This window comes from Sphingomonas sp. 1F27F7B (assembly GCF_005503355.1).
Taxonomy (GTDB): domain Bacteria; phylum Pseudomonadota; class Alphaproteobacteria; order Sphingomonadales; family Sphingomonadaceae; genus Sphingomonas.
Genome location: NZ_SCMK01000003.1, coordinates 193016 through 212969, shown reverse-complemented (window position 1 = coordinate 212969; position 19954 = coordinate 193016). Strand labels below are relative to the sequence as shown.

The following is a 19954-nucleotide window of genomic DNA, read 5'->3' as shown; positions in this document are numbered from 1 at the left end:
CGTTACAGCTTCACGACGTTCGAGTGGAGCGGCCGTTCCGCTTGCGGCAGGTAGAGCGACGCCATCGGCTCGTCGTCGATCACGACGATCTCGTCCGAGCCGAAGCCGTTGAACGCAGTGCGCATCGCCGAGCCATAGGCGCCGAGCATGCCGATCTCGATATAGTCCCCGGCATGTACGTCCGCCGGAAGGTCGAACGGGCCGGTCATGTGGTCGAGGTCGTCGCAGGTCGGGCCGTAGAAGCTGAACGCCACGTCGCGGGCATTCGACTCCGGCTCGCGCAGGAGGCGGACCGGGAAGCGCCAGCCGATATGCGCCGCATCGAACAACGCGCCATAGGCGCCGTCGTTGATGTAGAGCTCGTCGCCGCGGCGCTTCTCGACGCGCACGATGATCGAGCTGTATTCGGCGCACAGCGCACGGCCCGGCTCGGCCCAGAGCTCGGCCGAATAGGAGACCGGCAGGCTCTCGAACGCGCGGTGGATCGTCTCGAAATAGAGTTCGAGCGGCGGAGGCTCCATGCCCGGATAGGTCGAGGGGAAGCCGCCGCCGACGTCGATCACGTCCACGGTCACGCCGGCCTCGACGATCGCCACGCGCACGCGCTCCATCGCGTTGGAGTACGCATCCGGCGACATCGCCTGCGAGCCGACATGGAAGCAGATGCCGAGCGCATCCGCCACCTGGCGGGCCGCCATCAGCAGCTCCTTCGATTCACCCGGGCCGACGCCGAACTTCGACGCGAGGCTGAGCTTCGAATGATCCGACGAGACGCGCATGCGGACGCACAGCGTCAGGTCGCTCGCGCCCTTGGTGGCCGCGACGATCTTCTCCAGCTCCTCGATCGAATCGAGGCTGAAGGTGCGGACGCCATGCGTGAAATACGCCTCGGCGATCGCTTCTTCGGCCTTGACCGGGTGCATGAAGCAAAGCGTCGCTTCCGGCAGGGTGCGGGAAACGAGGCGCACCTCGGCGATCGACGCCACGTCGTAATGCGTGATGCCGTTATCCCAGAGGACCTGCAGCAGCTCGGGGCTCGGATTGGCCTTCACCGCATACATGGACCGGCCCGGGAACTTCTCCACGAAGAAACGGGCGGCCCGTGCCGCGGCGTGCGGACGGACGAGCGTGACCGGCTGAACCGGACGAGCCTTCACGATGTCGGCAATGCGGACATTGCCGGTGGGGACGGTCGCTAACCCCAGCGCGCTATGATGCTTGTGCAACTCAAGGGACCTCCAAGTGCCTTACGGCGATCGTTGACAAAAGCTGCCTTGCGGTTGGAAGTCCCATGGGGCAGCGGAAGGCGGCACATAAGGACGTTGGATCGGGGTGTAAAGTGATTCGAGACCGGGAATTTCATGGCAGGGGTGAATTGTGACAATTGTGCGACAACCGACGCGCGCGGGCGTTCGCGACGCCGCCTCCAAGGTCGCGGAGATCCTGCCGCAAACCCCTTTGTTCGTTCAGGAAATTCGCGGGGTGCCGGTGTGCTTCAAGGCTGAGTGCCTTCAGCCGATCGGTGCGTTCAAGATTCGCGGCGCCTGGCATCGGCTCACTGCGCTGGACGATCCGGCCCGCGAGCGGGGCGTGGTCGCCTTCTCATCGGGCAATCATGCGCAGGGAGTCGCCTGGGCGGCGCGCAAGCTGGGCATCCCGGCGGTGATCGTGATGCCCGCCGACGCGCCCAAGGTGAAGCGCGACGCCACGCTCGCGACGGGCGCCGAGATCGTCTCCTATGACCGGATGACCGAGAGCCGCGAGAAGATCGCCGCGCATCTCGCCCATGCCCGCGGCGCGACGCTGGTGCCGAGCTTCGACGATCCCTGGATCATCGAGGGGCAGGGAAGCGCCGGGATCGAGGCGATGACGCAGATCGTCGAGGCCCGGCTGCCCGACTTCACGAACGTGCTGGTGCCCTGCGGCGGCGGCGGGCTGTCGGCGGGCCTGGCGCTGGCGCTGCCCGATGCCGAGATCGTCACTGTCGAGCCCGAGGGCTGGGACGACATGCGCCGCAGCCTCGACGCGGGGTGGATCGAGCCGGTGGGGGAGAATCCGCCGCCCACGGCATGCGATGCGCTGCAGACCATGCGCGTCTCGCCGCTTACCTTCGACGTGCTGTCGCGGCGAGGCGCGACCGGGCTGGCAGTGAGCGAGGCGGAAGTGCGCGCGGCGCAGCGCTGGGCGGCGGCGAAACTGCGCGTGGTGGTGGAGCCGGGCGGCGCGGTGGCGCTGGCGGCGCTGCTCGCCGGCAAGCTGGACGTGAAGCCGGGCTTGCTCGTGATCCTTTCCGGGGGCAATGCCGATCCCGATGCCTATGCCCAAGTCCTTGCCGGGAAAGACTGACCCGGTGGCCACCCGCCTCGGCGCCGTGATCGCGAACGTCATGAGCGTCGGCGCGCGTGCGCTCGGTTACTTCCTCTGGGGCGTGCTGCGCATCGCCTATCGCGGCGACCCCCGGATGATCGCGCTGTTCGGCGGCGTGATCGGGGGAAGCGCGCTGCTCGCCTGGCTGATCGCCCGCTGATGCCCGATCCCGGCCTCGAGCCGCTCTGGCTGAGCATCGCGGTGATTGCCATGGCCGCGCTCGTTTGGGGCGGGTGGAAGCAGTTCCGCGTGGACCGGACCAAGGCGATCCTGATGTGGGTCTGCGCCGTCGTGATCCTCGGCAATCTGCTGATCCTGCGGATCTGAGTTCCGCGCCGCTTCGTCCCGGGGTTGCCGCGCGCTCCCGTTACATATGGTTACACAAGAGCGTTGGACGCCCCTGGGCCGATTTCCTATCCTGCGCGCATTCGCCCGATGAGGTGTGTGATGCGCAAGTCATTGATCCTGCTGCCGTTGCTTCTCGCCACAGTGCCCGCGTTCGGGCAATCGGCGCCGGCCCGCGAAATCGCCTATGGCGCGGCGCAATTGCAGAAACTCGATTTCTACAGGGGGGCGGGGGATGCGGCGCCGCTGGTGGTGTTCGTCCATGGCGGCGGCTGGAAGCGGGGCGACAAGGGCAATGCGACCGGCGCGGCCAAGATCGCCCATTTCACCGGGCGCGGCTTCGCCTTTGCCAGCGTCAACTATCGGCTCGTGCCGGGCGCGACCGTGGAGCAGCAGGCGCAGGACGTCGCCGATTCGCTGGCCTATCTGGCTCGGCATGCCCGCGCGCTGGGCGTGGATCCCGGCAAGATCGTGGTGATGGGGCATAGCGCCGGCGCGCATCTGGCCGCGCTGGTCGCGACCGATCCCGCCTATCTCAGAAAGGCGGGGTGGGGTCTCGACAAGCTCGCCGGGGTCGTGCTGCTCGATGGCGCCGCCTATGACGTGCCGGTGCAGATGGCGGATGGTCCGCGGATCATGGGCGGCACCTATGATGCCGCATTCGGCCGCGATCCCGCCCGCCAGCGCAGGCTCTCGCCGACCTTGCAGGCCGCCGCGCCCAATGCCCGGGACTTCCTGATCCTGCACGTGGAGCGCGCCGACAGCAGCCGCCAGTCCGAAGCGCTGGGGCGTGCGCTTGCGGCGGCAGGAGCGCGGGTGACGGTACAGGGCTTTGCCGGCCGGGGACTGCGCGGCCATATGGAGATCAACCGCGAGCTGGGCGACCCCGGCTATCCCGCGACCGCCGTGGTGGATCGCTGGATCGACGGCGTGCTGGCGCGCTGAGCATTGGCGTAGGAGGCGCGAGCCCCTAGATGAGCGGCATGTCGCTTCTCGCCGAACTCCATTACGACGCGTCCGATTTCGACGTGATCCGTCCGGGCACCCATGTCGTCTGCGCCGTCAGCGGCGAGCCGATCCCGCTCGACCAGCTCAAATATTGGAGCGCCGAATTCCAGGAAGCCTATCGCGGCGCGGCCGAGGCGACTGCGGCGATCCTGGCGGGTGGGGCGAAGAATCTCAGGAAGGATTGAGCAGCCGCAGCGCGAGAGCGGCAATCTCGTCATGCCAGGCGAGCCGATCACGCCAATGCCCAGGGATCGCCGAAGCGCCGTAGAGCGCTCCCGCGAGCTGGCCCGTGATCGCCGCAACCGTATCGGCGTCATCACCCAGATTGGCGGCGAGCAGCACCGCGGCTTCGAAGCTCCCGGTCTCGCCGACGCACCATAGGGCCGCCTCCAGGCTATCGACTACATAGCCGCTCGACGAGATGTCGCCGCGTGCCTTGCCGCGCCATTCGCCGGCAAGGATGCCGATGATCCTCGACGGCCCTTCAAAGGGCATCGGCGCAAGCACCGCCTCGCGCGACGCGCCCAGGATAGCGCGGGCAGTGAGCAGCGCATAAGCTGCGCAGGCAGCTTGGCATTCCTCGGCGGCATGGGTGAGGCGGCTTTGCGCGCGGGCTGTCTCCGCGACCAAGTCCGCGCCGCGAGGGGCCGCCCAGATCGCCACGGGCGACAGCCGCATCAGCGATCCGTTGCCGGCGCTCAGCGGATTGGTGGAGCCGGCAAAGGGGTCGCCGTCCTCCTCGAAGCGGGTGAGCGCGCCGCGTGTCGCGATGCCGATGTCGAAGCAGGTGCCGGTGCAGCTGTACACGCCCCGCCGAAACCAGTTGACGAACCGGCTCATGCAGTCGTGTGGGTCGAAGCGGCCGCACTCGGCAAGGCTGGTGGCCAGTGCCACTGCCATCGCGGTGTCGTCTGTCCATTGGCCCGCGCGCAGGTTGAACGGGCCGCCGCCGATCATGTCGGTGAGCGGCGGCCGGCTATCGCGGGGGCTGAATTCGAGCGTGGTGCCGATAGCGTCGCCGACCGCGAGACCGAGCAATGCGCCGGCCGCGCGATCCGCGATCATCGTGGTCGGCACATCGTCTCAGCGGATCGGCGAGTTGGGGTCGAGCCGCATGTCGAGATAGCGGTCGACGCTCTTCATCAGGTCGTCCATCTCGTGCTCGAAGAAGTGGTTCGCGCCCGGGATGGTGTCGTGATGGATGGTGATGTGCTTCTGCGTGCGCAGCTTGTCGACCAGCTTCTGCACCGCGCTCGGCGTCACCACCTCGTCATTCTCGCCCTGGATGATGATGCCCGAGGAAGGGCAGGGGGCGAGGAAGGTGAAGTCGAACATGTTCGCCGGCGGGGCGATCGAGATGAAGCCGCGGATCTCCGGACGGCGCATCAGCAGCTGCATGCCGATCCAGGCGCCGAAGCCGAAGCCGGCGACCCAGGTGCTGCTCGCCTCCGGATGGAAGCTCTGCACCCAGTCGAGCGCGCTCGCGGCGTCGGACAGTTCGCCGATGCCGTTGTCGAACGTTCCCTGGCTCTTGCCGACGCCGCGGAAATTGAAGCGTAGCGTCGCGAAGCCGCGACGCTGGAAGGTCTTGTAGACTTCCTGCACGATGCGGTTGTTCATCGTGCCGCCCGCATTGGGATGCGGGTGGAGGATCATGGCGACCGGCGCGCGCGGCTTGGGAGCGGGGGCGAAACGGCCTTCGAGGCGCCCTTCGGGGCCGGGGAAGATGACTTCGGGCAAGGCAGACCTGCTTTGAATTGGAGGCGCGCGGTGGAGCGCGGTGAGTTGGGCGCTATATAGGCAGCGCGCCCCTTTACGCAATTATTACGAGAGCAACTTGGCCGACCGCATCTATCTCGATCATGCCGCCACCACTCCGATGCTGCCCGAAGCGCTGGCGGCGGTGGAGGCGGGCATGCGGCACTGGGCCAATCCCAGCTCGCCCCACGCCGAGGGGCGCGCCGCCCGCGCCGCGCTGGAGAAGGCGCGCGTCGAAGTCGCCGCCGCCTATGGCTGGGCGCATGAATTGATCTTCACCAGCGGTGCCAGCGAATCGCTGCACATGGCGCTCGGCCGCTCGATGGCGCCGCGCCGGCTGATCAGCGCGGTCGAGCATGATTCGGTGCTGCGCCATTCGGAGGGGGCGCAGGTGCTGCCGGTCGACCGGGACGGGATACTGGATCTCGACGCGCTGCGCGCCGCGCTGGTGGCGGGGCCGCGTGCGCTCGTCGGCGTGCAATGGGCGAACAGCGAGACCGGCGTGCGCCAGCCGATCGCCGAGATCGCGGATATCGTGCACGCGGCCGACGCCATCCTGCTGGTCGATGCCGCGCAGATGCCTGCACGTGCCGACGAGGCAGTGCTGCGCCATGCCGATCTCGTCGCGGTCTCGGCGCACAAGCGCGGCGGGCCGCCGGGGATCGGCGCGCTGCTGGTCCGCGACTTCGGCGTGCTGCTGCCGATGGGCGGGCAGGAAAGGGGCTATCGCGCGGGGACCGAGAACCTCCCCGGCGCGCTCGGCTATGCTGCCGCCGTTACGGCGCCCGAGAATCTGGCGCGCATGGCCGCGTTGCGGGTGCGGCTGGAAAGGGCGATCGTGGAAGAGGGGGGCGAGGTCATAGGCTCGACCCGGCCGCGCAGCCCCCTGATCGGGGCGTATCGCATGCCGGGCACCTCCTCCGCTGCGCAGCTGATCCGCTTCGACCTGGCCGGCTTCGCGGTCTCGGCGGGCAGCGCCTGTTCCTCGGGCAGCATGCGGCCGAGCCACGTCCTCACTGCGATGGGCTGGGAGGAGCCGGCCTTGCGCGAAGTGGTGCGGGTGAGTTTCGGGCGCGGTACCACCGAAGCGGAGGTGGATGCCTTCACGACGCTCTGGCGTCAGATCGCGATCGAGGCCAGAACCAGAGCCGCATGACTTATCTCGACTATCAGGCGACCACACCGCTCGCGCCCGAAGCGCTGGCCGCGATGCTGCCCTTGCTGGAAGGCAATTTCGCCAATCCGCATTCCACCCATGCCCAGGGTCGCGCGGCAAGGGCGGCAGTGGAAGTGGCGCGCGACGATGTCGCCGCGTTGTTCCCCCCGGGCGGCACGGTGAGCTTCACCGGCGGCGCGACCGAGGCGCTCAACTGGGCGATCAAGGGCGCGAGCGGCGGGATCGTGACGATCGCGACCGAACATGCCGCGGTGCTCGACACGGTCGAGGCGGAGCGGCGCCGGGGCAGGGAAGCGGTGGTGCTGCCGGTCGGTCCCGAAGGGCTGGTCGATCTCGCTGCCGCGCGGGCCGCGATCCGGCCGGGAATCGGCCTGGTCGCGGCGATGCTGGTCAACAACGAGATCGGCGTGATCCAGCCGATCGAGGAGCTGGCGCATCTCGCCCATGCCGCGGGCGCGCTGTTCCTGTGCGATGCGGTGCAGGGCTATGGCCGGGTGCGCATGCCGGACGGCTGCGATCTGATCGCGGTCTCGGCGCACAAGATCCACGGGCCCAAGGGCGTGGGCGCCTTGTGGATCCGCGACGGCGTGGCGCTGGCGCCGCTGCTGCACGGCGGCGGGCAGGAACCGGCGGGGCGCTCGGGCACGCTCTCGCCGGCGCTGTGCGCGGGGTTCGGCGCGGCCGCCAGGCTCGCCAAGCAGCGTTTCGGCGTCGACCATGCCCATGCCGAGCAGCTGTTCCGCGCCGCGCTTGCGCGCGTTCCGGGCGACTGGGTGCTCAACGGCGCACAGGCCGATCGCTATCCGGGCAATCTCAATCTGCGCCATGACGGGCTCGACGTCGCCCGGCTGATGTCGGACCTGCGTGACATCGCCTTCTCCGCGGGCTCGGCCTGCGCGAGCGGATCGGGGCGGCCCAGTCATGTGCTGCGGGCTCTGGGACTGAGCGACGCCCAGGCGCGTGCGAGCATCCGCATCGGCTTCGGCCGCTACACCACCGAGGACGCGCTGCTCCATGCGATCGACCGGATCGTCGCTGCTGCCCGGCGGCAGAGCCGCGCCGCATGATCCGCGTCACCTTTGTCAGCGCGGACGGGCGCGACCGGCATGAAGTGGAGGCCGAGGCGGGCCTGCGCCTGCTCGAAGTGGCGCAGAATGACGGCCAGCCGCTGGAGGGCACCTGCGAGGGGCAGATGGCCTGCTCGACCTGCCATGTGATCGTCGATCCCGAGCATTTCGCCCGGCTGCCCCGCGCGGCAGAGGAAGAGGAGGACATGCTCGACCTGGCGGTGGGAGCGGTGCGCACCAGCCGGCTCGCCTGCCAGATCCTGCTTACGCCGGAGCTGGACGGGCTGGTGGTGCGCATGCCGGCCGGCCACCGCGACATGCAGGGGCGCTGACGCACCCTGCGAGCGGATTTCGGATGACTTCTTGCTGAGCGATCCGTTCAGCCTGTCGAAATCGGTTCAATTTCAGGATGGAGCATGGAACCGAAACGATCTTTCCGGTTTCCGACATGGGGGGTTCTTTCCCCCGCAAGCAGGAGAGAGAAGATATGAAATTGCTTCCGATCCTCGCGGCCGCTGCGGCTGCGACGCTCGCCATTCCGGCCGCCAACGCTGCTGCCGCTCCGGCGGCACCGGCGATCGCCGGCAAGGCGGACATCCAGCATCACCGGCCAAACCATCGCAAGCGGCCCCAGTGGCGCACGGTGTGCAAGACCAAGTGGCACCATGGCCATCGCCAGCGCGTGTGCCGCAAGGTGCGCGTCCACCGCTAAGGGTTCCGGGCGGGGGCGCATCTGCGTTCCCGCCCTTGCCTAACCGCCTGACTTTGCCCATATGCGCCGCGGGAGTCGGGCGGACGCAGTCGTCGCCAACCTGGTCAGATCCGGAAGGAAGCAGCCACAACGATTTCGCTGCGGGTCGTTCCGGCTCCCACCGCATCCTCAAATCGACGAAGCTTGCAGGCGCGCGTTGGCGTAGCGCCGGAGAGCGGCTAGCCTTGCCTGCAACCGAATGATTGCAAGGGAGTGCGCCGGATGGATGGGCTGGGCCATGTCTCCTTCACCACGCCCGAGCCCAACATGCTGATCATGGGGCTGAGCAAGGCGGGCACGCCCGGCACGACGCGAATCCAAACCGTGGCGCCGGACCGCGATACCGAGACGGAGACGCACGTCTATCTCGCCCCGACGGCCGGCCCGGCGTGCGGTGACGTGGCGGCGCATCCGCTAGCCGAAGCCCGGGGCTGGTCCATCGGCTTGGACGCGGCGACGAGAACACGCTAGGAACGCAGACGATGTCCGATTCCCTGCTTGGCCTCGACGAACCCCCACAGCCGCGCGACCCGAATGCGTCCGGGGCCTATCGCGTGCTGGCGCGCAAATATCGGCCGCAGACCTTTTCCGAACTGATCGGCCAGGACGCGATGGTCACCACGCTCGGCAACGCGATCAAGCGCGACCGGCTGGCGCACGCCTTCCTGCTCACCGGCGTCCGCGGCGTGGGCAAGACATCGACCGCGCGGCTGATCGCCAAGGCGCTGAACTGCATCGGGCCGGACGGGCAGGGCGGGCCGACGATCGATCCCTGCGGCGTCTGCGAGCCGTGCCGCGCGATTGCCGAGGGCCGCCATATCGACGTGATCGAAATGGACGCCGCATCGCATACCGGCGTCGACGACGTACGCGAGATCATCGAGGCGTCGCGCTATTCGGCCGTGTCGGCGCGGTACAAGATCTACATCATCGACGAAGTCCACATGCTCTCGAAAAGCGCGTTCAACGCGCTGCTGAAGACGCTGGAGGAACCGCCGGCGCATGTGAAATTCCTGTTCGCCACGACCGAAGTGAACAAGGTGCCGGTGACGGTGCTGTCGCGCTGCCAGCGCTTCGACCTGCGCCGCATCCCGGCCGAACTGCTCGCCGAGCATTTCGCCAGGGTGACCCAGGCCGAAGGCTTCGAGGCTGAACCAGAGGCGCTGGCGCTGATCGCCCGTGCAGCCGAGGGATCGGCGCGCGACGGCCTGTCGATCCTCGACCAGGCGATCGCCCATGCGGGGCTCGAAGGCGAGGGCGTGAAAGCCGAGGCGGTGCGGCAGATGCTGGGCCTGTCGGACCGCGGCGCGATCCGCACCTTGTTCGGGTTGCTGCTGGAGGGGGACGCGCCCGGCGCGCTGGCCTCGCTCCGGGGGCAGTACGACCTTGGCGTAGATCCGCAGGCGGTACTGCGTACGCTGCTGGAGACGGTGCATGCCGTCACGCTCGCCAAGCTCGGGACCGACGCCAATGCGGGCCAGTCGGCGGAGGAGCTGAAGGCGCTCGAGCGCTGGGCGGCGGGGCTGGGCTTTCCTGCGCTCCATCGGCTGTGGCAGCTGGTGCTGCGCGGGCATGACGAAGTGGCGAAGGCGATATTGCCGATCGAGGCAGCGGAGATGGCGCTGCTGCGCGTCGTCCACGCGTCGCAGCTGCCCGATCCGGGCGAGCTGGCGCGCCAGATCGCCAGTGGCAGCGTCGCCATTTCGGGCGGGGCGGCACCCGCGGCTCCGGGGGCGAGCGGTTCGGCCATGCCCACCAGCCTGGGCCAGCTCGCCGACTATCTCGAGGAGAAGCGCCGTTTCCAGCTCGCCACCCAGGTGCGCGACTATCTGCGCCCGGTGCGCTTCGAAGGCACCGAGGTCGAGTTCGCCGCCGCGCGGCCGCTGCCCTATGATTTCATCAAGGAGCTGGGGGCCGCGCTCAAGGAGCTGACCGGCACCAACTGGAAGCTCCTGTGCGTCGACGTGCCGGCCCAGGCGATGACGCTGCGCGAGGAGCAGGCGGCGAACGAGCAGGCCGAGCGCGACGCGGTGCTCGCCTCCCCGATGGTCGCCGCCGCGATGGAAGCCTTTCCCGATGCCGAGCTGATCGGCTGGAGCAAGACCGGAAGTTAGGAAGTACAGATGAAGAGTCTCGAAGAAATCATGGCCATGGCGCAGAACGTCCAGGCCGAGCTGACCAAGGCGCAGGCCGATCTCGACAAGATCGAGGTGGAAGGCGCGTCGGGCGGCGGGCTGGTCACGGTCCAGGCTTCGGCCAAGGGACGGATCATCGGCATCCAGATCGACGATTCGCTGCTCAACCCGGCCGAGAAGGGCATGCTCGAGGATCTGCTCGCAGCCGCGTTCAACGATGCCCGCGCCAAGGCGGACGCCGCTTCGCAGGAAGCGATGTCGAAGATGACGAGCGGCTTGCCGCTGCCGCCGGGGTTCAAGTTGCCCTTCTGATTTTCGGAACCATTACAACGCCTTCTCGGTTGCTGACGGGCAAGTTCGAGGAGAAGTACAATGGTCGAGCCTGTCACCGGGCGTAGCGATGGCGTAGCCGCCAAGCGCCGCGGCGGCGGTGCCGGCCTGTTGATCGGGCTGGCGCTGCTGGTCGCGGTGGTGATCGGCGCCATCTATCTGTTCAACCAGGATAGTCGCGAGGATGCGAGGACCGACGCAGTCGGCGCTGCCGCCGACAAGGTGGGCGATACGGCCAAGGATGTCGGCGGTGCGGCGAAGAGCGCCGCCAACAGGATCCGGTAAGGCTCAGGCCAGCTTCAAGGCGATCGGCAGCACATGGTCGCGCGTCATCGGCGCGAGCGGGAGTTCGCCGGCCTGGGCGATTTCCACCCAGCGCGCTTCCTCGATCTCCGCGGCGATCGCGGGATCATGCACCATGGTCAGGTGGAACAGCTCCGCTTCCACGATGCGGCCGGGTTCGTTGGCGGCGGGCGCCTGGAAGCGGCCGAGCCAGGGCGCATCGGCGATTTCGAGGCCGATCTCTTCGGCCAGTTCGCGGCGGAGCGCGTCGAGCGGCGCTTCGCCCGGTTCGATCTTGCCGCCGGCCTGCATATAGGCCCGGCTGCCGGCCTTGCGGACGAGCAGCATCCGGCCGGCACCGTCATCGATCAGCGCGGCGGCGATGCGGATCGGCTCCATCAGCGCAGGCAGCTGTCCAGCCCGTCGCCGCGCACCGTGCCGATGCGCGCGCTGATCGCGTTGCCGTAGCGCCGGGTGAAGCCGCGCGGATCGATGCCGGCGCGCTTCTTGGGCAGCGGCAGCACCGCGGCGATCTGTGCGGCCTCGCGTGGGCTCAGGCGCGAGGCGTCGTGCTTGAAATAGCGCATCGCGCCGGCATTCACGCCATAGGTGCCGATCCCGGTCTCCGCGACGTTCAGATAGACTTCCATGATCCGCCGCTTGCCCCAGATATTCTCGATCAGAACCGTGAAATAGGCCTCCAGCGCCTTGCGGGCATAGCCGCCGCCCTGGAACAGGAAGACGTTCTTCGCGGTCTGCTGGCTGATCGTCGAGCCGCCGCGGATGCGGCCGCCTTTCTGATTGCGCGCATAGGCCTGCTCGATCGCAGTGAAATCAAAGCCGTCATGCGTGCAGAAGCGCGCATCCTCGGCGGCGATCGCGGCGCGGGGCATGTTCGGATCGATCCGGTCCAGCGACATCCAGCGCTTGGTGGCGCCATGGCCGCCGATGATGTCGCCGATCTGCGTCCAGGTGATCGGCGGCGGCACGAACTTGTAGATCGCCACCATGCCGATCGAGACGGCCAGGAAGGCGAGGACGGCCTTCAGGATCCAGAACAGGATCCGGCGCAGCAACGGCTTGCGCGGTCTGGCCGCGCGTTCCATCCGCCTGGGCGAAGGCCGCAGAGGCGCTTCGGTCCGCGATGCGAAGGGATCGGGTTCCTCGCCGAGCGGCTTGAGATCCGGCATCGGTGCGGTCCCGAGTTCGGGCTGCCGCGCCGTCGTCGCGCGCGGAGTCCAGTCGCGCGGACGGGACGCAGAATCGGAAGGCGCCGGCGGGATGCCCGCCGGCGCTTCCGGGACATGCGGAGGCCCCGCATCGTTGCGATCATCGTCCGCCATGCGCAGGCGTCAGGCGGGGAGGAGGCGCTTCTCGCCGGCGATGCGCATCATTGCCTTTTGCAGCTTCTCGAACGCGCGCACCTCGATCTGGCGGACGCGCTCGCGGCTGACGTCATAGACCTGCGAGAGTTCCTCGAGGGTCTTGGGATCGTCCGTCAGGCGACGCTCGGTGAGGATGTGCCGCTCGCGCTCGTTGAGGTCCTCCATCGCCGACACGAGCATCTCGTGGCGGACGGTGGCTTCCTGGGCCTCGGCGACGCGCTCGTCCTGCAACTGGTCCTCATCGGCCAGCCAATCCTGCCACTGGCCCTCGCCATCCTCGCGCATCGGCACGTTGAGCGACGTGTCGCCGCCCATCGCCATCCGGCGGTTCATCGAGGTGACTTCCTCCTCGGTGACGCCGAGATCGGTGGCGATCTTGGCGACATGCTCGGGGCTGAGATCGCCGTCCTCGAACGCGTCGAGCTTGGCCTTCATCCGGCGCAGGTTGAAGAACAGCTTCTTCTGCGCAGCGGTGGTGCCCATCTTCACCAGGCTCCACGAGCGCAGGATGAATTCCTGGATCGAGGCGCGGATCCACCACATGGCATAGGTGGCCAGGCGGAAGCCCCGATCGGGCTCGAACTTCTTCACGCCCTGCATCAGGCCGATATTGCCTTCCGAGATCAGTTCGGAGACGGGCAGGCCATAGCCGCGATAGCCCATGGCGATCTTCGCCACGAGACGCAGATGCGACGTGACCAGCTGAGCCGCGGCGTCCGTGTCGCCATGCTCCTGGAAGCGCTTGGCGAGCATGAACTCCTGCTCGGGGCTCAGGATCGGAAACTTCTTGATCTCGGCCAGGTAGCGGTTGAGGCTGGCCTCACCGCCGAGCGCGGGGATCGTCGCCGGGACGTTGCTGCCGCTTGCCATGATCATTTCTCCCTTCACTTGGGGCGCACCTGCCCGAAGGCAGTGCCGCCCGGAATCATACGATGAGGTTATCGAACAGTTCCTGCATGTCGGCAGGGATTTCGCTTTCGAACGCCAAAGCGGTGCTATTGATGGGGTGAATGAACCCCAGATGTGCCGCGTGCAAGGCCTGGCGCCGGAAATTCAAGGTTTCCAGAAGTTGACGGTGCCCCTTGCGGACACTGCCATAGACCGGATCGCCGACCAGCGGATGACCCAGAGAAGCCATATGGACTCGCACCTGATGGGTGCGGCCCGTTTCCAGCCGGCATTCGACCAGCGTCGCATCCTGAAGTTCGCGAAGCTTGCGCCAATGCGTGACCGCGCGCTTCCCGTTCTTCACGATCGCGACCTTTTTGCGATTGTGCGGCGAACGCGCGAGCGGCGCATCCACCGTACCTTCGGATAGTCTCAAAAGTCCTGACACAATTGCACGATAGCGCCGGTCGATTGAATGGGACTTGAACTGCTTGGCCAATCCTTCGTGCGCCCGATCGGTCTTGGCGGCTACCATCAGGCCCGACGTATCCTTGTCGATCCGATGGACGATGCCCGGCCGCGCGACGCCGCCGATGCCCGAGAGCGAGCCTTGGCAATGGTGGAGCAGCGCATTGACCAGCGTCCCGTCCAGATTGCCCGCCGCTGGATGGACGACCAGCCCGGCCTGCTTGTCGATCACGATCAGATGCTCGTCCTCGAACACCACCTTGAGCGGGATTTCCTGCGCTTCGTTGTGCGCGGGCTCGGGTTCGGGCACCGCGACGCTGAACAGCGCGCCCGCGGGCGCCTTCTTCGCCGGATCGCGGACCAGACCCTGCGGACCGGTGACCGCGCCCGAGGAAATCAACGCCTTCAGCCGCTCCCGCGACAGGGTCGGCACGGCGTCGGCGAGCGCACGATCCAGACGCCAGCCATCGGCTGTGTCCGCGATACGTGCCTCGATGATGGAAACCCCCGGATTCATGTTTTACGGTAGATGGGCATGAAGATCGCGATTTCAAGATCTGTACTGATCGGTATCCGACAGATTTCCGCGGTTTTCGCGCCGCTTGAGGCGTGCGGACTGCTGTTCGGTTCGGGCAGCGCAATCACCAGCTATCAAGCTGTTGAAAATGTTGACGAAGCGCCGGATCGACATTTCGAGATAGATCCCGCCGCGCTGTTCGCAGCACTTCGGGCCGAGCGCGGGGGCGGGCCGAAGCTCCAGGGTTATTGGCATTCGCATCCGAGCGGCGACGCGGCTCCTTCGGTGATCGATGCGGCGATGGCTGCCCCCGACGGCAAGCTCTGGCTGGTCGTCGGGGGAGACACCGTCACCGCCTGGCGCGCCGTGGAGCGGGGGGAACTCCACGGGCGCTTCGATCCGGTGACGATCGCCTGACGCTCAATTGCCGGGCGCCGGCGTGGCGGGTGCCGCGGGCGCGGGCTGGCCGGCCGGGGGCGGGCCGAAGCGGCGATGGGGTCCGCCGGGTCCGCCCGGGCCTTCGCGGCCGGGACCGAAGCCGGGGCCGCGATGCGCGCCGCCATGGTGCCAGCCCTGGCGATGGCGGCGGTGCATGCGCTCCTCGAAGCGGCCGAACCGCAACTCCTGGCGCGAGATCTTGCCGTCCTTGTTGACGTCGAACCGTTCGAAGCGCGCGGCGGCGGCCTTCATCCATGCGTCGCGAGTGATCATGCCGTCCTTGTCGAACGGGCTGTGATGGGGGCGGCGCGCCATCTGGGCCTTGGGTGCCGCCTGGTCCTGCTGTGCGGGGGCAGCCAGCGCGGCGCCTCCACCGAACGTGATCGCGCCTGCAGCGAACAGCGCGGCGAGCTTCAATTTCATCATGCGTTTTCTCCGCTCCAGAGGCATCTGGACGAGACTGGGGATAGGCCGATCCTGTCGCGAAGGTTTCTCCGCCGGGGGGCGAAATTGTCGCAATTTGTCGGCGGCCAGGGTCAGGACCCATATTCTTCGTCCGTCATCCCGGCTTTGGGCCGAGGTGACCATCGAAGAATCGGGCACTTGTTTGAGTTTTCGACCCGGTCCTGGGCTTCGGGGGCGCAGAAGCTTTTGAAGGCGGGCGCGTTTCTACCGATTTGCCCGCTTCATGGCCTCGCGAAGAAAATCGATCGTCTTGGCTTCGCTGCCGCCAGCCGAGACGTTGATCGAACGCTCGCCTTGTATCGCGCCTGCCTGCCATCCGCCTGTTTCCGGCGCGACAAAGCCTTGCTTTCCGACATCGGGCAATTTGCGGAAGCCCGGCGCGCCCGATGGGGGCGAATGATAGTCGGCGGATACGATCTGCAGCATCACGGTGCCGGTGCCATCGTCCTTTACCCCGGTCCATTGGCAGCCGGTCCCCATTGCCGCATTCCGGCCGGGATTGACCGGGCCTCCGCCATAGTTCGCAATCTCGGCGACGGTGAACATCTTGCATTGAGGATTGTTCGCGGCCTCACCCTTGTCATCTCCGCTCAATACTGCCGCAGTCTTCTGCGCCTCTCGTACGTTTGACGGATCTGATTTATTGCAAGCCACCAGGCTGAGGACGAAAACAAGCAATAAGCCACTTGTCGCCATTCTCATCTTCATTCTCCCACCATGGGATGATCATGCTCCCTTTCGTCATATCCGGCAAGCTGATCCGCCGGCGATGGTATCGGTCAAGTCGCGCGGACGGGGAATTTCGAGTGCCTTCGAGGTGTTGCCTGTCCTCAATGGACGTCCCGTCGCCATCGCCGTAACCGTCATCTTCCGGCCTTGATCAACGAGCCCCGACCCTAGGGGCTGTCCGCGCCCTGCTCGTCGAGCGTCGGCAGGGTGAAGACGAAGGTGGCGCCGCCCTCGGGTGCATTTCCGGCGGAGAAGGTGCCGCCGTGCAGTTCGATGATGCGCTTCGAAATCGAAAGGCCGATGCCCATGCCGCTGCTCGTCCGGCTGGCCGAGAAGCGCTGGAAGAGACGATCGAGCGTCTCCGGCGGAAGCCCGGGGCCGTTGTCGCGGCAGCGCAGCTCTATCATCGGGCCGTCGATCCGCCGGGCGGTGATCCAGATGCGCGGATCCCGTTGCCCGCTCTCGCGCAGCACCTGCACGGCGTTGCGCATCAGGTTGACCAGCACCTGCTGGATCTGGACGCGATCGACAAAGGCACACAGTTCCGCCGGGACGACGGCGCAGTCGATCTGGGCGGCGAGACGACTCGATCCGACCAGTACCAGCCGCGCGGCGTCCTCGATCATCGGGCGCAGCGGCTCGACGCTCCGCTCGGTATCGTTGCGCTCGGTGAAGCTGCGCACCCGGCGGATGATCTCGCCGGCCTGCATCACCTGCTCGCGGGCGCGGTCCACCATCTCGGTGCCCGGCCCCTCGGTGCCGCTGCTCCTCGCGAGCATGGCGGCGGCCGAGAGATAGTTGGCGGCGGCGGTGAGCGGCTGGTTGAGCTCGTGCGCGAGATCGGCCGCGGCTTCGCCCATCGCGCTCTGGCGCGCGAGATGGGCGAGCTCGGCGTTGAGCTGGGCGACCTGGTCCTCGGCGCCGAACTGCGCCGACATGTCGCGCACGAAGATGGTCAGGTAGGCCACGTCTTCCGCCTGCACCCGGCCGGCCCGTGCCTCGAGCGGGAAGAGCGAGCCGTCGCTGCGCTGGCCGACGGCGCTGAGCGGCTCGGCGTTCCATGGGTTCAGCTCGCGCTCGCGCAGGTCCGCCAGCTCCTGGCGGGTGCGCTCGGCATGCGCGGCGGGAGAGAGCAGGGTGACCGGCTCGCCGACGACCTGTTCGGCGCGATAGCCCCACAGGCGCTCGGCGGCGGCGCTGAAGTCGAGGATCGTGCCGTCCTCGTCGATCAGGATCACGGCGTCGGGGACCATCATCAGCACCGCGCTCAGCTTCGCCTCGCGGATCGCCAGCGCGCGGCCCTGCGCATCGGCATGGCCGATCGCGCGCATCAGCACCCCTGCCAGGATCACGACATTGGTCGCGAGCACGACGAACTGGGCGGCGCCGAAGCCGAGCAGGTCGGCCTGATATGCCGCGAAGCCGAGCAGCGAGGGAATGGCGGGAAGGATGATGATCGCTGGTGCCAGCCGCACCAGCAGATGCCATCCCCGCTCGTTGGGCTCGTGCCGCATCGCGTGGAGGATGAGCCCGGCGGCCGGGAGCAGGGCGATCGCGCTCGAGATCGCCGAGCGCCCGAGAAAGGCTGGCGAGATCCCGCCCGGCTCGCTGACGAGCGCGGTCGTCGCCAGCAGCGTCAGCGCGACGGTTCCGCTCGCCAGGATGATGCCGATGATGCGGTAGATCCGGCGATCCACGGTGACGGCGATCGCGGCGAGCCCGCCCAGCGCCTGCACCGCCACCGTGCCGCCCGGGCTAAGGCCGTCGTTGCGCACGCCGAGACGCTGCACCGCTTCGAAGAAGAAGAGGCGCTCCATGGCGATCGCGCCGGTGAGATACTGGAAGATGATGAGGCTGAGCAGGATCGCGGCGGGAACGATGGCGAGGCGCGCCAGGCGAGGGTGGCCGCTTACTGCCAGGAACGCCGCAAGGGTGACGCTGCAGCCGTTGATCGCGCTGAGCGGTGCGACCGCGTAATGCGAATTGCCGAAGCCGCGCAGCAAGGGCAGGTCCAGCAGCCAGCCGAGCAGCGGCAGCGACAGGATGATGCAGCCGATCCCGGTCATCCATTGCGGGAGGGCGGCCATGCCGATACCGACCTGACCCAGGCCCGGGATCGTCTCGTGCTTTCCGTCTGCGGCCCTGCTTGTCATGGATCGTTCCAGGTCCCGGGCCAGCGCCTGCCCGGCAGCATTGTAGCAGCAAGTGCCGCATGGTGCGTAATCCGGAAAAACCGCAGGCGGCCGGGGAACGTTTCGGCCACGCAACCCGTTGATGGACGAACGCTAAACGGAGCATATCAAGATGCTTTGGACCATCGTCGCCATCCTCCTGATCCTCTGGCTGCTCGGCTTCACCTTCCACGTCGCCGGCGGGATCATCCACCTCCTGCTGGTGATCGCCATCGTGATCGGTCTGATCCAGCTCTTCACCGGCCGCAAGGTGATCTAACGGGCGCTCAGTCGCCTCGCGGCCCCAGATAGGCGTCGCCATAGACGGCGCGGCGGAAGTCGCGGTGCAGCGTTGCCTGGAAGGGCTTGGTCTGGACGAAGAACACCGCGGCGAGCCGGTTCGCCGGATCGACCCAGAACAGAGTCGAGGCGGCGCCGTCCCAGAAGAACTCGCCGACCGCGCCGCGATTTTCCTCGGGCGTCTTCGGCCGGCCGGTGCGCACGGCGAAGTCGATGCCGAAGCCGACATTGCCCTTGCCCGGCAGCCAGGACCTGTCGTCAATGCGCGGATCGAGCTGGTCGGTCGCCATCAGCCGCACGGTGGAAGGCTTGAGGATGCGCGCGCCGTCCAGGCTCCCCTGGCCGAGCAGCATGCGGGCGAAGCGCATGTAATCGTCGATCGGCGCGACGATGCCGGCGCCGCCCATCGTCATCGCGGGCTTGGGGAAGTTGCGCGCGCGGGTGACCGCGTCGGGCTCGCGGACCAGCTTTCCGTTCGCGCCGAGCACATAGGTGGCGGCGAAGCGCTCGAGCCGCTCCGCCGGCTGGGTCCAGCCGGCCTGCTGCATGCCGAGCGGATCAAGGACGTGGCGGCGGACATAGTCTTCGAACTTCTCGCCCGAAAGCTGCTCGACCAGCAGCGCCTGCACATCGACTGCCGCGCTGTACCGCCACGCGCTGCCGGGGTCGAAGAGCAGCGGCGCGCGGGCGAGGCGGCGGCCGAATTCGGCGAGGCCGTGGTCCAGCCCGAGCGGATCGGCGGCGGCGAAGGCCCTTTCCGCCGCGCTCGGCCCGCCGCCATAGGCGAAGCCGGCGGTGTGGCGCAGCACGTCGCGGATCGTCACGGGGCGCTTCGCGGGGCGCCACACCGGCCGGCCGGCGGCGTCGCTGCCGTCCTGCACCAGCATGGTCGCGAATTCGGGAAGATAGCCGGATAGGGGATCGTCCAGCCCGAACCTGCCCTGTTCCCATAGTTGCATCAGCGCGACGCCGGTGATGGGCTTGGTCATCGAATAGATCTGGACGAGCGTGTCGCGCCGCATCGCGCGGCTCGCTTCGCGATCGGCGAGGCCGGTGGCGCCGAAATAGGCTTCGCGCCCGTCCTTCCAGATCAGGGCGGAGACGCCCGCCGCGCGGCCGCTCGACACCATCTCGGCCAGCGCGCGATCGATGCGGGCCCTGTCGATGCGGAAATCGGGGCTCGCCGCGGGCTCTTCCTGCGCCGCTGCGGGCAGGGGCGCGGCCAGCAGCAGGGCGGCGAGGAAAGGCAGGGCCGATCGCATGGTCACTCCCGTGTTTTCCGGGGATGGTAGCGTTACCCGGGCAGCGCGTACAGGCATGCGCTTGCAGCATTGCGCGCCCTGCGCCAAAGAGGCTGCACCTGCCGGGGAGCA

General features: G+C 67.8%; 26 protein-coding genes and 1 other RNA gene. 16 read left to right on the top strand and 11 right to left on the bottom strand.

Annotated elements, in window-relative coordinates; genetic code table 11:
• Nucleotides 1–2: 2 nt before the first annotated feature.
• Nucleotides 3–1226: a type III PLP-dependent enzyme gene (locus FFS08_RS04240; protein ID WP_137863348.1), complete on the bottom strand. Its 1224-nt coding sequence runs from the start codon at nucleotides 1224–1226 to the stop codon at nucleotides 3–5.
• Nucleotides 1227–1377: 151 nt separating this feature from the next.
• Between FFS08_RS04240 and FFS08_RS04235 the strand changes: the two genes are divergently transcribed.
• The 5 genes from FFS08_RS04235 to FFS08_RS04220 all read left to right on the top strand — a co-directional run bounded on the left by FFS08_RS04235 (nucleotide 1378) and on the right by FFS08_RS04220 (nucleotide 3905).
• Complete coding sequence (locus FFS08_RS04235) at nucleotides 1378–2346, top strand: threonine ammonia-lyase (RefSeq protein ID WP_137863347.1); 969 nt, start codon at nucleotides 1378–1380, stop codon at nucleotides 2344–2346.
• Between the two features lie 4 nt (nucleotides 2347–2350).
• Complete coding sequence (locus tag FFS08_RS04230) at nucleotides 2351–2527, top strand: hypothetical protein (protein ID WP_249341131.1); 177 nt, start codon at nucleotides 2351–2353, stop codon at nucleotides 2525–2527.
• Nucleotides 2527–2694, top strand: coding sequence for a hypothetical protein (locus tag FFS08_RS23385; RefSeq protein WP_171012462.1), 168 nt, complete (start codon nucleotides 2527–2529; stop codon nucleotides 2692–2694). Before FFS08_RS04230 ends, FFS08_RS23385 begins: the two co-directional genes overlap by 1 nt.
• Before the next feature lie 120 nt (nucleotides 2695–2814).
• Nucleotides 2815–3657, top strand: a complete 843-nt coding sequence (locus FFS08_RS04225) for an alpha/beta hydrolase (RefSeq protein ID WP_137863346.1) — start codon at nucleotides 2815–2817, stop codon at nucleotides 3655–3657.
• Nucleotides 3658–3686: 29 nt separating this feature from the next.
• Nucleotides 3687–3905, top strand: coding sequence for a DUF2093 domain-containing protein (locus tag FFS08_RS04220; RefSeq protein ID WP_137863345.1), 219 nt, complete (start codon nucleotides 3687–3689; stop codon nucleotides 3903–3905).
• Here the strand turns inward: FFS08_RS04220 and FFS08_RS04215 are convergent.
• Nucleotides 3892–4797: an ADP-ribosylglycohydrolase family protein gene (locus FFS08_RS04215; RefSeq protein WP_249341130.1), complete on the bottom strand. Its 906-nt coding sequence runs from the start codon at nucleotides 4795–4797 to the stop codon at nucleotides 3892–3894. The two genes, FFS08_RS04220 and FFS08_RS04215, sit on opposite strands and share 14 nt — an antisense overlap.
• Nucleotides 4798–4803: 6 nt before the next feature.
• Nucleotides 4804–5460, bottom strand: a complete 657-nt coding sequence (locus FFS08_RS04210) for an alpha/beta hydrolase (RefSeq protein ID WP_137863344.1) — start codon at nucleotides 5458–5460, stop codon at nucleotides 4804–4806.
• 97 nt (nucleotides 5461–5557) lie between these two features.
• Between FFS08_RS04210 and FFS08_RS04205 the strand changes: the two genes are divergently transcribed.
• The 9 genes from FFS08_RS04205 (at nucleotide 5558) to FFS08_RS04165 (ending at nucleotide 11223) form a co-directional block, all read left to right on the top strand.
• Nucleotides 5558–6634 (top strand): cysteine desulfurase family protein, encoded by a 1077-nt coding sequence (locus FFS08_RS04205; protein ID WP_137863343.1) that lies wholly within the window; start codon nucleotides 5558–5560, stop codon nucleotides 6632–6634.
• Nucleotides 6631–7722 (top strand): cysteine desulfurase family protein, encoded by a 1092-nt coding sequence (locus tag FFS08_RS04200; RefSeq protein ID WP_137863342.1) that lies wholly within the window; start codon nucleotides 6631–6633, stop codon nucleotides 7720–7722. The genes FFS08_RS04205 and FFS08_RS04200 overlap by 4 nt, the downstream gene beginning before the upstream one ends.
• The gene (locus FFS08_RS04195) at nucleotides 7719–8054 is read left to right on the top strand and encodes a 2Fe-2S iron-sulfur cluster-binding protein (protein ID WP_137863341.1); all 336 of its coding nucleotides are present in this window, start codon (nucleotides 7719–7721) and stop codon (nucleotides 8052–8054) included. Before FFS08_RS04200 ends, FFS08_RS04195 begins: the two co-directional genes overlap by 4 nt.
• Nucleotides 8055–8209: 155 nt before the next feature.
• The gene (locus FFS08_RS04190; protein ID WP_137863340.1) at nucleotides 8210–8434 is read left to right on the top strand and encodes a hypothetical protein; all 225 of its coding nucleotides are present in this window, start codon (nucleotides 8210–8212) and stop codon (nucleotides 8432–8434) included.
• 67 nt (nucleotides 8435–8501) lie between these two features.
• Nucleotides 8502–8599, top strand: an RNA gene (gene ffs / locus FFS08_RS04185) — signal recognition particle sRNA small type.
• A gap of 96 nt (nucleotides 8600–8695) precedes the next feature.
• Nucleotides 8696–8944, top strand: a complete 249-nt coding sequence (locus FFS08_RS04180; protein WP_137863339.1) for a hypothetical protein — start codon at nucleotides 8696–8698, stop codon at nucleotides 8942–8944.
• An 11-nt stretch (nucleotides 8945–8955) separates the two neighbouring features.
• Complete coding sequence (locus FFS08_RS04175; protein WP_137863338.1) at nucleotides 8956–10587, top strand: DNA polymerase III subunit gamma/tau; 1632 nt, start codon at nucleotides 8956–8958, stop codon at nucleotides 10585–10587.
• A gap of 9 nt (nucleotides 10588–10596) precedes the next feature.
• Nucleotides 10597–10920, top strand: coding sequence for a YbaB/EbfC family nucleoid-associated protein (locus FFS08_RS04170; RefSeq protein WP_137863337.1), 324 nt, complete (start codon nucleotides 10597–10599; stop codon nucleotides 10918–10920).
• Between the two features lie 60 nt (nucleotides 10921–10980).
• Entirely contained in the window at nucleotides 10981–11223 is a 243-nt protein-coding gene (locus tag FFS08_RS04165; RefSeq protein ID WP_137863336.1) for a hypothetical protein, read from the top strand.
• Nucleotides 11224–11226: 3 nt separating this feature from the next.
• On the opposite strand, the gene FFS08_RS04160 is transcribed toward FFS08_RS04165, so the two are convergent.
• The 4 genes from FFS08_RS04160 to FFS08_RS04145 all read right to left on the bottom strand — a co-directional run bounded on the left by FFS08_RS04160 (nucleotide 11227) and on the right by FFS08_RS04145 (nucleotide 14478).
• Complete coding sequence (locus tag FFS08_RS04160) at nucleotides 11227–11619, bottom strand: NUDIX hydrolase (protein ID WP_137863335.1); 393 nt, start codon at nucleotides 11617–11619, stop codon at nucleotides 11227–11229.
• Nucleotides 11619–12326 carry a monofunctional biosynthetic peptidoglycan transglycosylase gene (mtgA, locus tag FFS08_RS04155; RefSeq protein WP_171012472.1) on the bottom strand — a complete coding sequence of 236 codons (708 nt, stop codon included), beginning with the start codon at nucleotides 12324–12326 and terminating at the stop codon, nucleotides 11619–11621. The genes FFS08_RS04160 and mtgA overlap by 1 nt, the downstream gene beginning before the upstream one ends.
• 246 nt (nucleotides 12327–12572) lie before the next feature.
• A complete protein-coding gene (gene rpoH / locus FFS08_RS04150) occupies nucleotides 12573–13475 on the bottom strand; it encodes an RNA polymerase sigma factor RpoH (protein ID WP_137863362.1) in 903 nt (300 codons plus the stop codon).
• Nucleotides 13476–13530: 55 nt separating this feature from the next.
• A complete protein-coding gene (locus FFS08_RS04145; protein WP_137863334.1) occupies nucleotides 13531–14478 on the bottom strand; it encodes an RluA family pseudouridine synthase in 948 nt (315 codons plus the stop codon).
• Between the two features lie 18 nt (nucleotides 14479–14496).
• On the opposite strand from FFS08_RS04145, the gene FFS08_RS04140 reads away from it, so the two are divergent.
• Entirely contained in the window at nucleotides 14497–14895 is a 399-nt protein-coding gene (locus tag FFS08_RS04140) for a M67 family metallopeptidase (RefSeq protein ID WP_249341129.1), read from the top strand.
• A gap of 3 nt (nucleotides 14896–14898) precedes the next feature.
• Here the strand turns inward: FFS08_RS04140 and FFS08_RS04135 are convergent, their stop codons facing one another.
• The 3 genes from FFS08_RS04135 to FFS08_RS04125 form a co-directional block, all read right to left on the bottom strand.
• Nucleotides 14899–15342 carry a hypothetical protein gene (locus FFS08_RS04135; protein WP_171012461.1) on the bottom strand — a complete coding sequence of 148 codons (444 nt, stop codon included), beginning with the start codon at nucleotides 15340–15342 and terminating at the stop codon, nucleotides 14899–14901.
• A 243-nt stretch (nucleotides 15343–15585) separates the two neighbouring features.
• Entirely contained in the window at nucleotides 15586–16089 is a 504-nt protein-coding gene (locus FFS08_RS04130; protein WP_171015324.1) for a hypothetical protein, read from the bottom strand.
• A 188-nt stretch (nucleotides 16090–16277) separates the two neighbouring features.
• Nucleotides 16278–18263, bottom strand: coding sequence for a sensor histidine kinase (locus tag FFS08_RS04125; RefSeq protein WP_137863331.1), 1986 nt, complete (start codon nucleotides 18261–18263; stop codon nucleotides 16278–16280).
• A 151-nt stretch (nucleotides 18264–18414) separates the two neighbouring features.
• On the opposite strand from FFS08_RS04125, the gene FFS08_RS04120 reads away from it, so the two are divergent.
• Nucleotides 18415–18561, top strand: coding sequence for a lmo0937 family membrane protein (locus tag FFS08_RS04120; protein ID WP_137863330.1), 147 nt, complete (start codon nucleotides 18415–18417; stop codon nucleotides 18559–18561).
• A gap of 7 nt (nucleotides 18562–18568) precedes the next feature.
• On the opposite strand, the gene FFS08_RS04115 is transcribed toward FFS08_RS04120, so the two are convergent.
• Nucleotides 18569–19843: a serine hydrolase domain-containing protein gene (locus FFS08_RS04115; RefSeq protein ID WP_171012460.1), complete on the bottom strand. Its 1275-nt coding sequence runs from the start codon at nucleotides 19841–19843 to the stop codon at nucleotides 18569–18571.
• Nucleotides 19844–19954 lie beyond the last annotated feature (111 nt).

Excerpts from the sequence above, each read along its gene's own strand:
- FFS08_RS04125 (WP_137863331.1), bottom strand. The coding sequence starts at position 18,263 with ATGACAAGCAGGGCCGCAGACGGAAAGCACGAGACGATCCCGGGCCTG.
- FFS08_RS04160 (WP_137863335.1), bottom strand. The coding sequence starts at position 11,619 with ATGGAGCCGATCCGCATCGCCGCCGCGCTGATCGATGACGGTGCCGGC.
- FFS08_RS04200 (WP_137863342.1), top strand. The coding sequence starts at position 6,631 with ATGACTTATCTCGACTATCAGGCGACCACACCGCTCGCGCCCGAAGCG.
- FFS08_RS04140 (WP_249341129.1), top strand. The coding sequence starts at position 14,497 with ATGAAGATCGCGATTTCAAGATCTGTACTGATCGGTATCCGACAGATT.
- FFS08_RS23385 (WP_171012462.1), top strand. The coding sequence starts at position 2,527 with ATGCCCGATCCCGGCCTCGAGCCGCTCTGGCTGAGCATCGCGGTGATT.
- FFS08_RS04225 (WP_137863346.1), top strand. The coding sequence starts at position 2,815 with ATGCGCAAGTCATTGATCCTGCTGCCGTTGCTTCTCGCCACAGTGCCC.
- FFS08_RS04130 (WP_171015324.1), bottom strand. The coding sequence starts at position 16,089 with ATGAAGATGAGAATGGCGACAAGTGGCTTATTGCTTGTTTTCGTCCTC.
- FFS08_RS04220 (WP_137863345.1), top strand. The coding sequence starts at position 3,687 with ATGAGCGGCATGTCGCTTCTCGCCGAACTCCATTACGACGCGTCCGAT.
- mtgA (WP_171012472.1), bottom strand. The coding sequence starts at position 12,326 with ATGGAACGCGCGGCCAGACCGCGCAAGCCGTTGCTGCGCCGGATCCTG.
- FFS08_RS04170 (WP_137863337.1), top strand. The coding sequence starts at position 10,597 with ATGAAGAGTCTCGAAGAAATCATGGCCATGGCGCAGAACGTCCAGGCC.
- rpoH (WP_137863362.1), bottom strand. The coding sequence starts at position 13,475 with ATGGCAAGCGGCAGCAACGTCCCGGCGACGATCCCCGCGCTCGGCGGT.
- FFS08_RS04190 (WP_137863340.1), top strand. The coding sequence starts at position 8,210 with ATGAAATTGCTTCCGATCCTCGCGGCCGCTGCGGCTGCGACGCTCGCC.
- FFS08_RS04180 (WP_137863339.1), top strand. The coding sequence starts at position 8,696 with ATGGATGGGCTGGGCCATGTCTCCTTCACCACGCCCGAGCCCAACATG.
- FFS08_RS04195 (WP_137863341.1), top strand. The coding sequence starts at position 7,719 with ATGATCCGCGTCACCTTTGTCAGCGCGGACGGGCGCGACCGGCATGAA.
- FFS08_RS04120 (WP_137863330.1), top strand. The coding sequence starts at position 18,415 with ATGCTTTGGACCATCGTCGCCATCCTCCTGATCCTCTGGCTGCTCGGC.
- FFS08_RS04165 (WP_137863336.1), top strand. The coding sequence starts at position 10,981 with ATGGTCGAGCCTGTCACCGGGCGTAGCGATGGCGTAGCCGCCAAGCGC.
- FFS08_RS04175 (WP_137863338.1), top strand. The coding sequence starts at position 8,956 with ATGTCCGATTCCCTGCTTGGCCTCGACGAACCCCCACAGCCGCGCGAC.
- FFS08_RS04135 (WP_171012461.1), bottom strand. The coding sequence starts at position 15,342 with ATGATGAAATTGAAGCTCGCCGCGCTGTTCGCTGCAGGCGCGATCACG.
- FFS08_RS04115 (WP_171012460.1), bottom strand. The coding sequence starts at position 19,843 with ATGCGATCGGCCCTGCCTTTCCTCGCCGCCCTGCTGCTGGCCGCGCCC.
- FFS08_RS04145 (WP_137863334.1), bottom strand. The coding sequence starts at position 14,478 with ATGAATCCGGGGGTTTCCATCATCGAGGCACGTATCGCGGACACAGCC.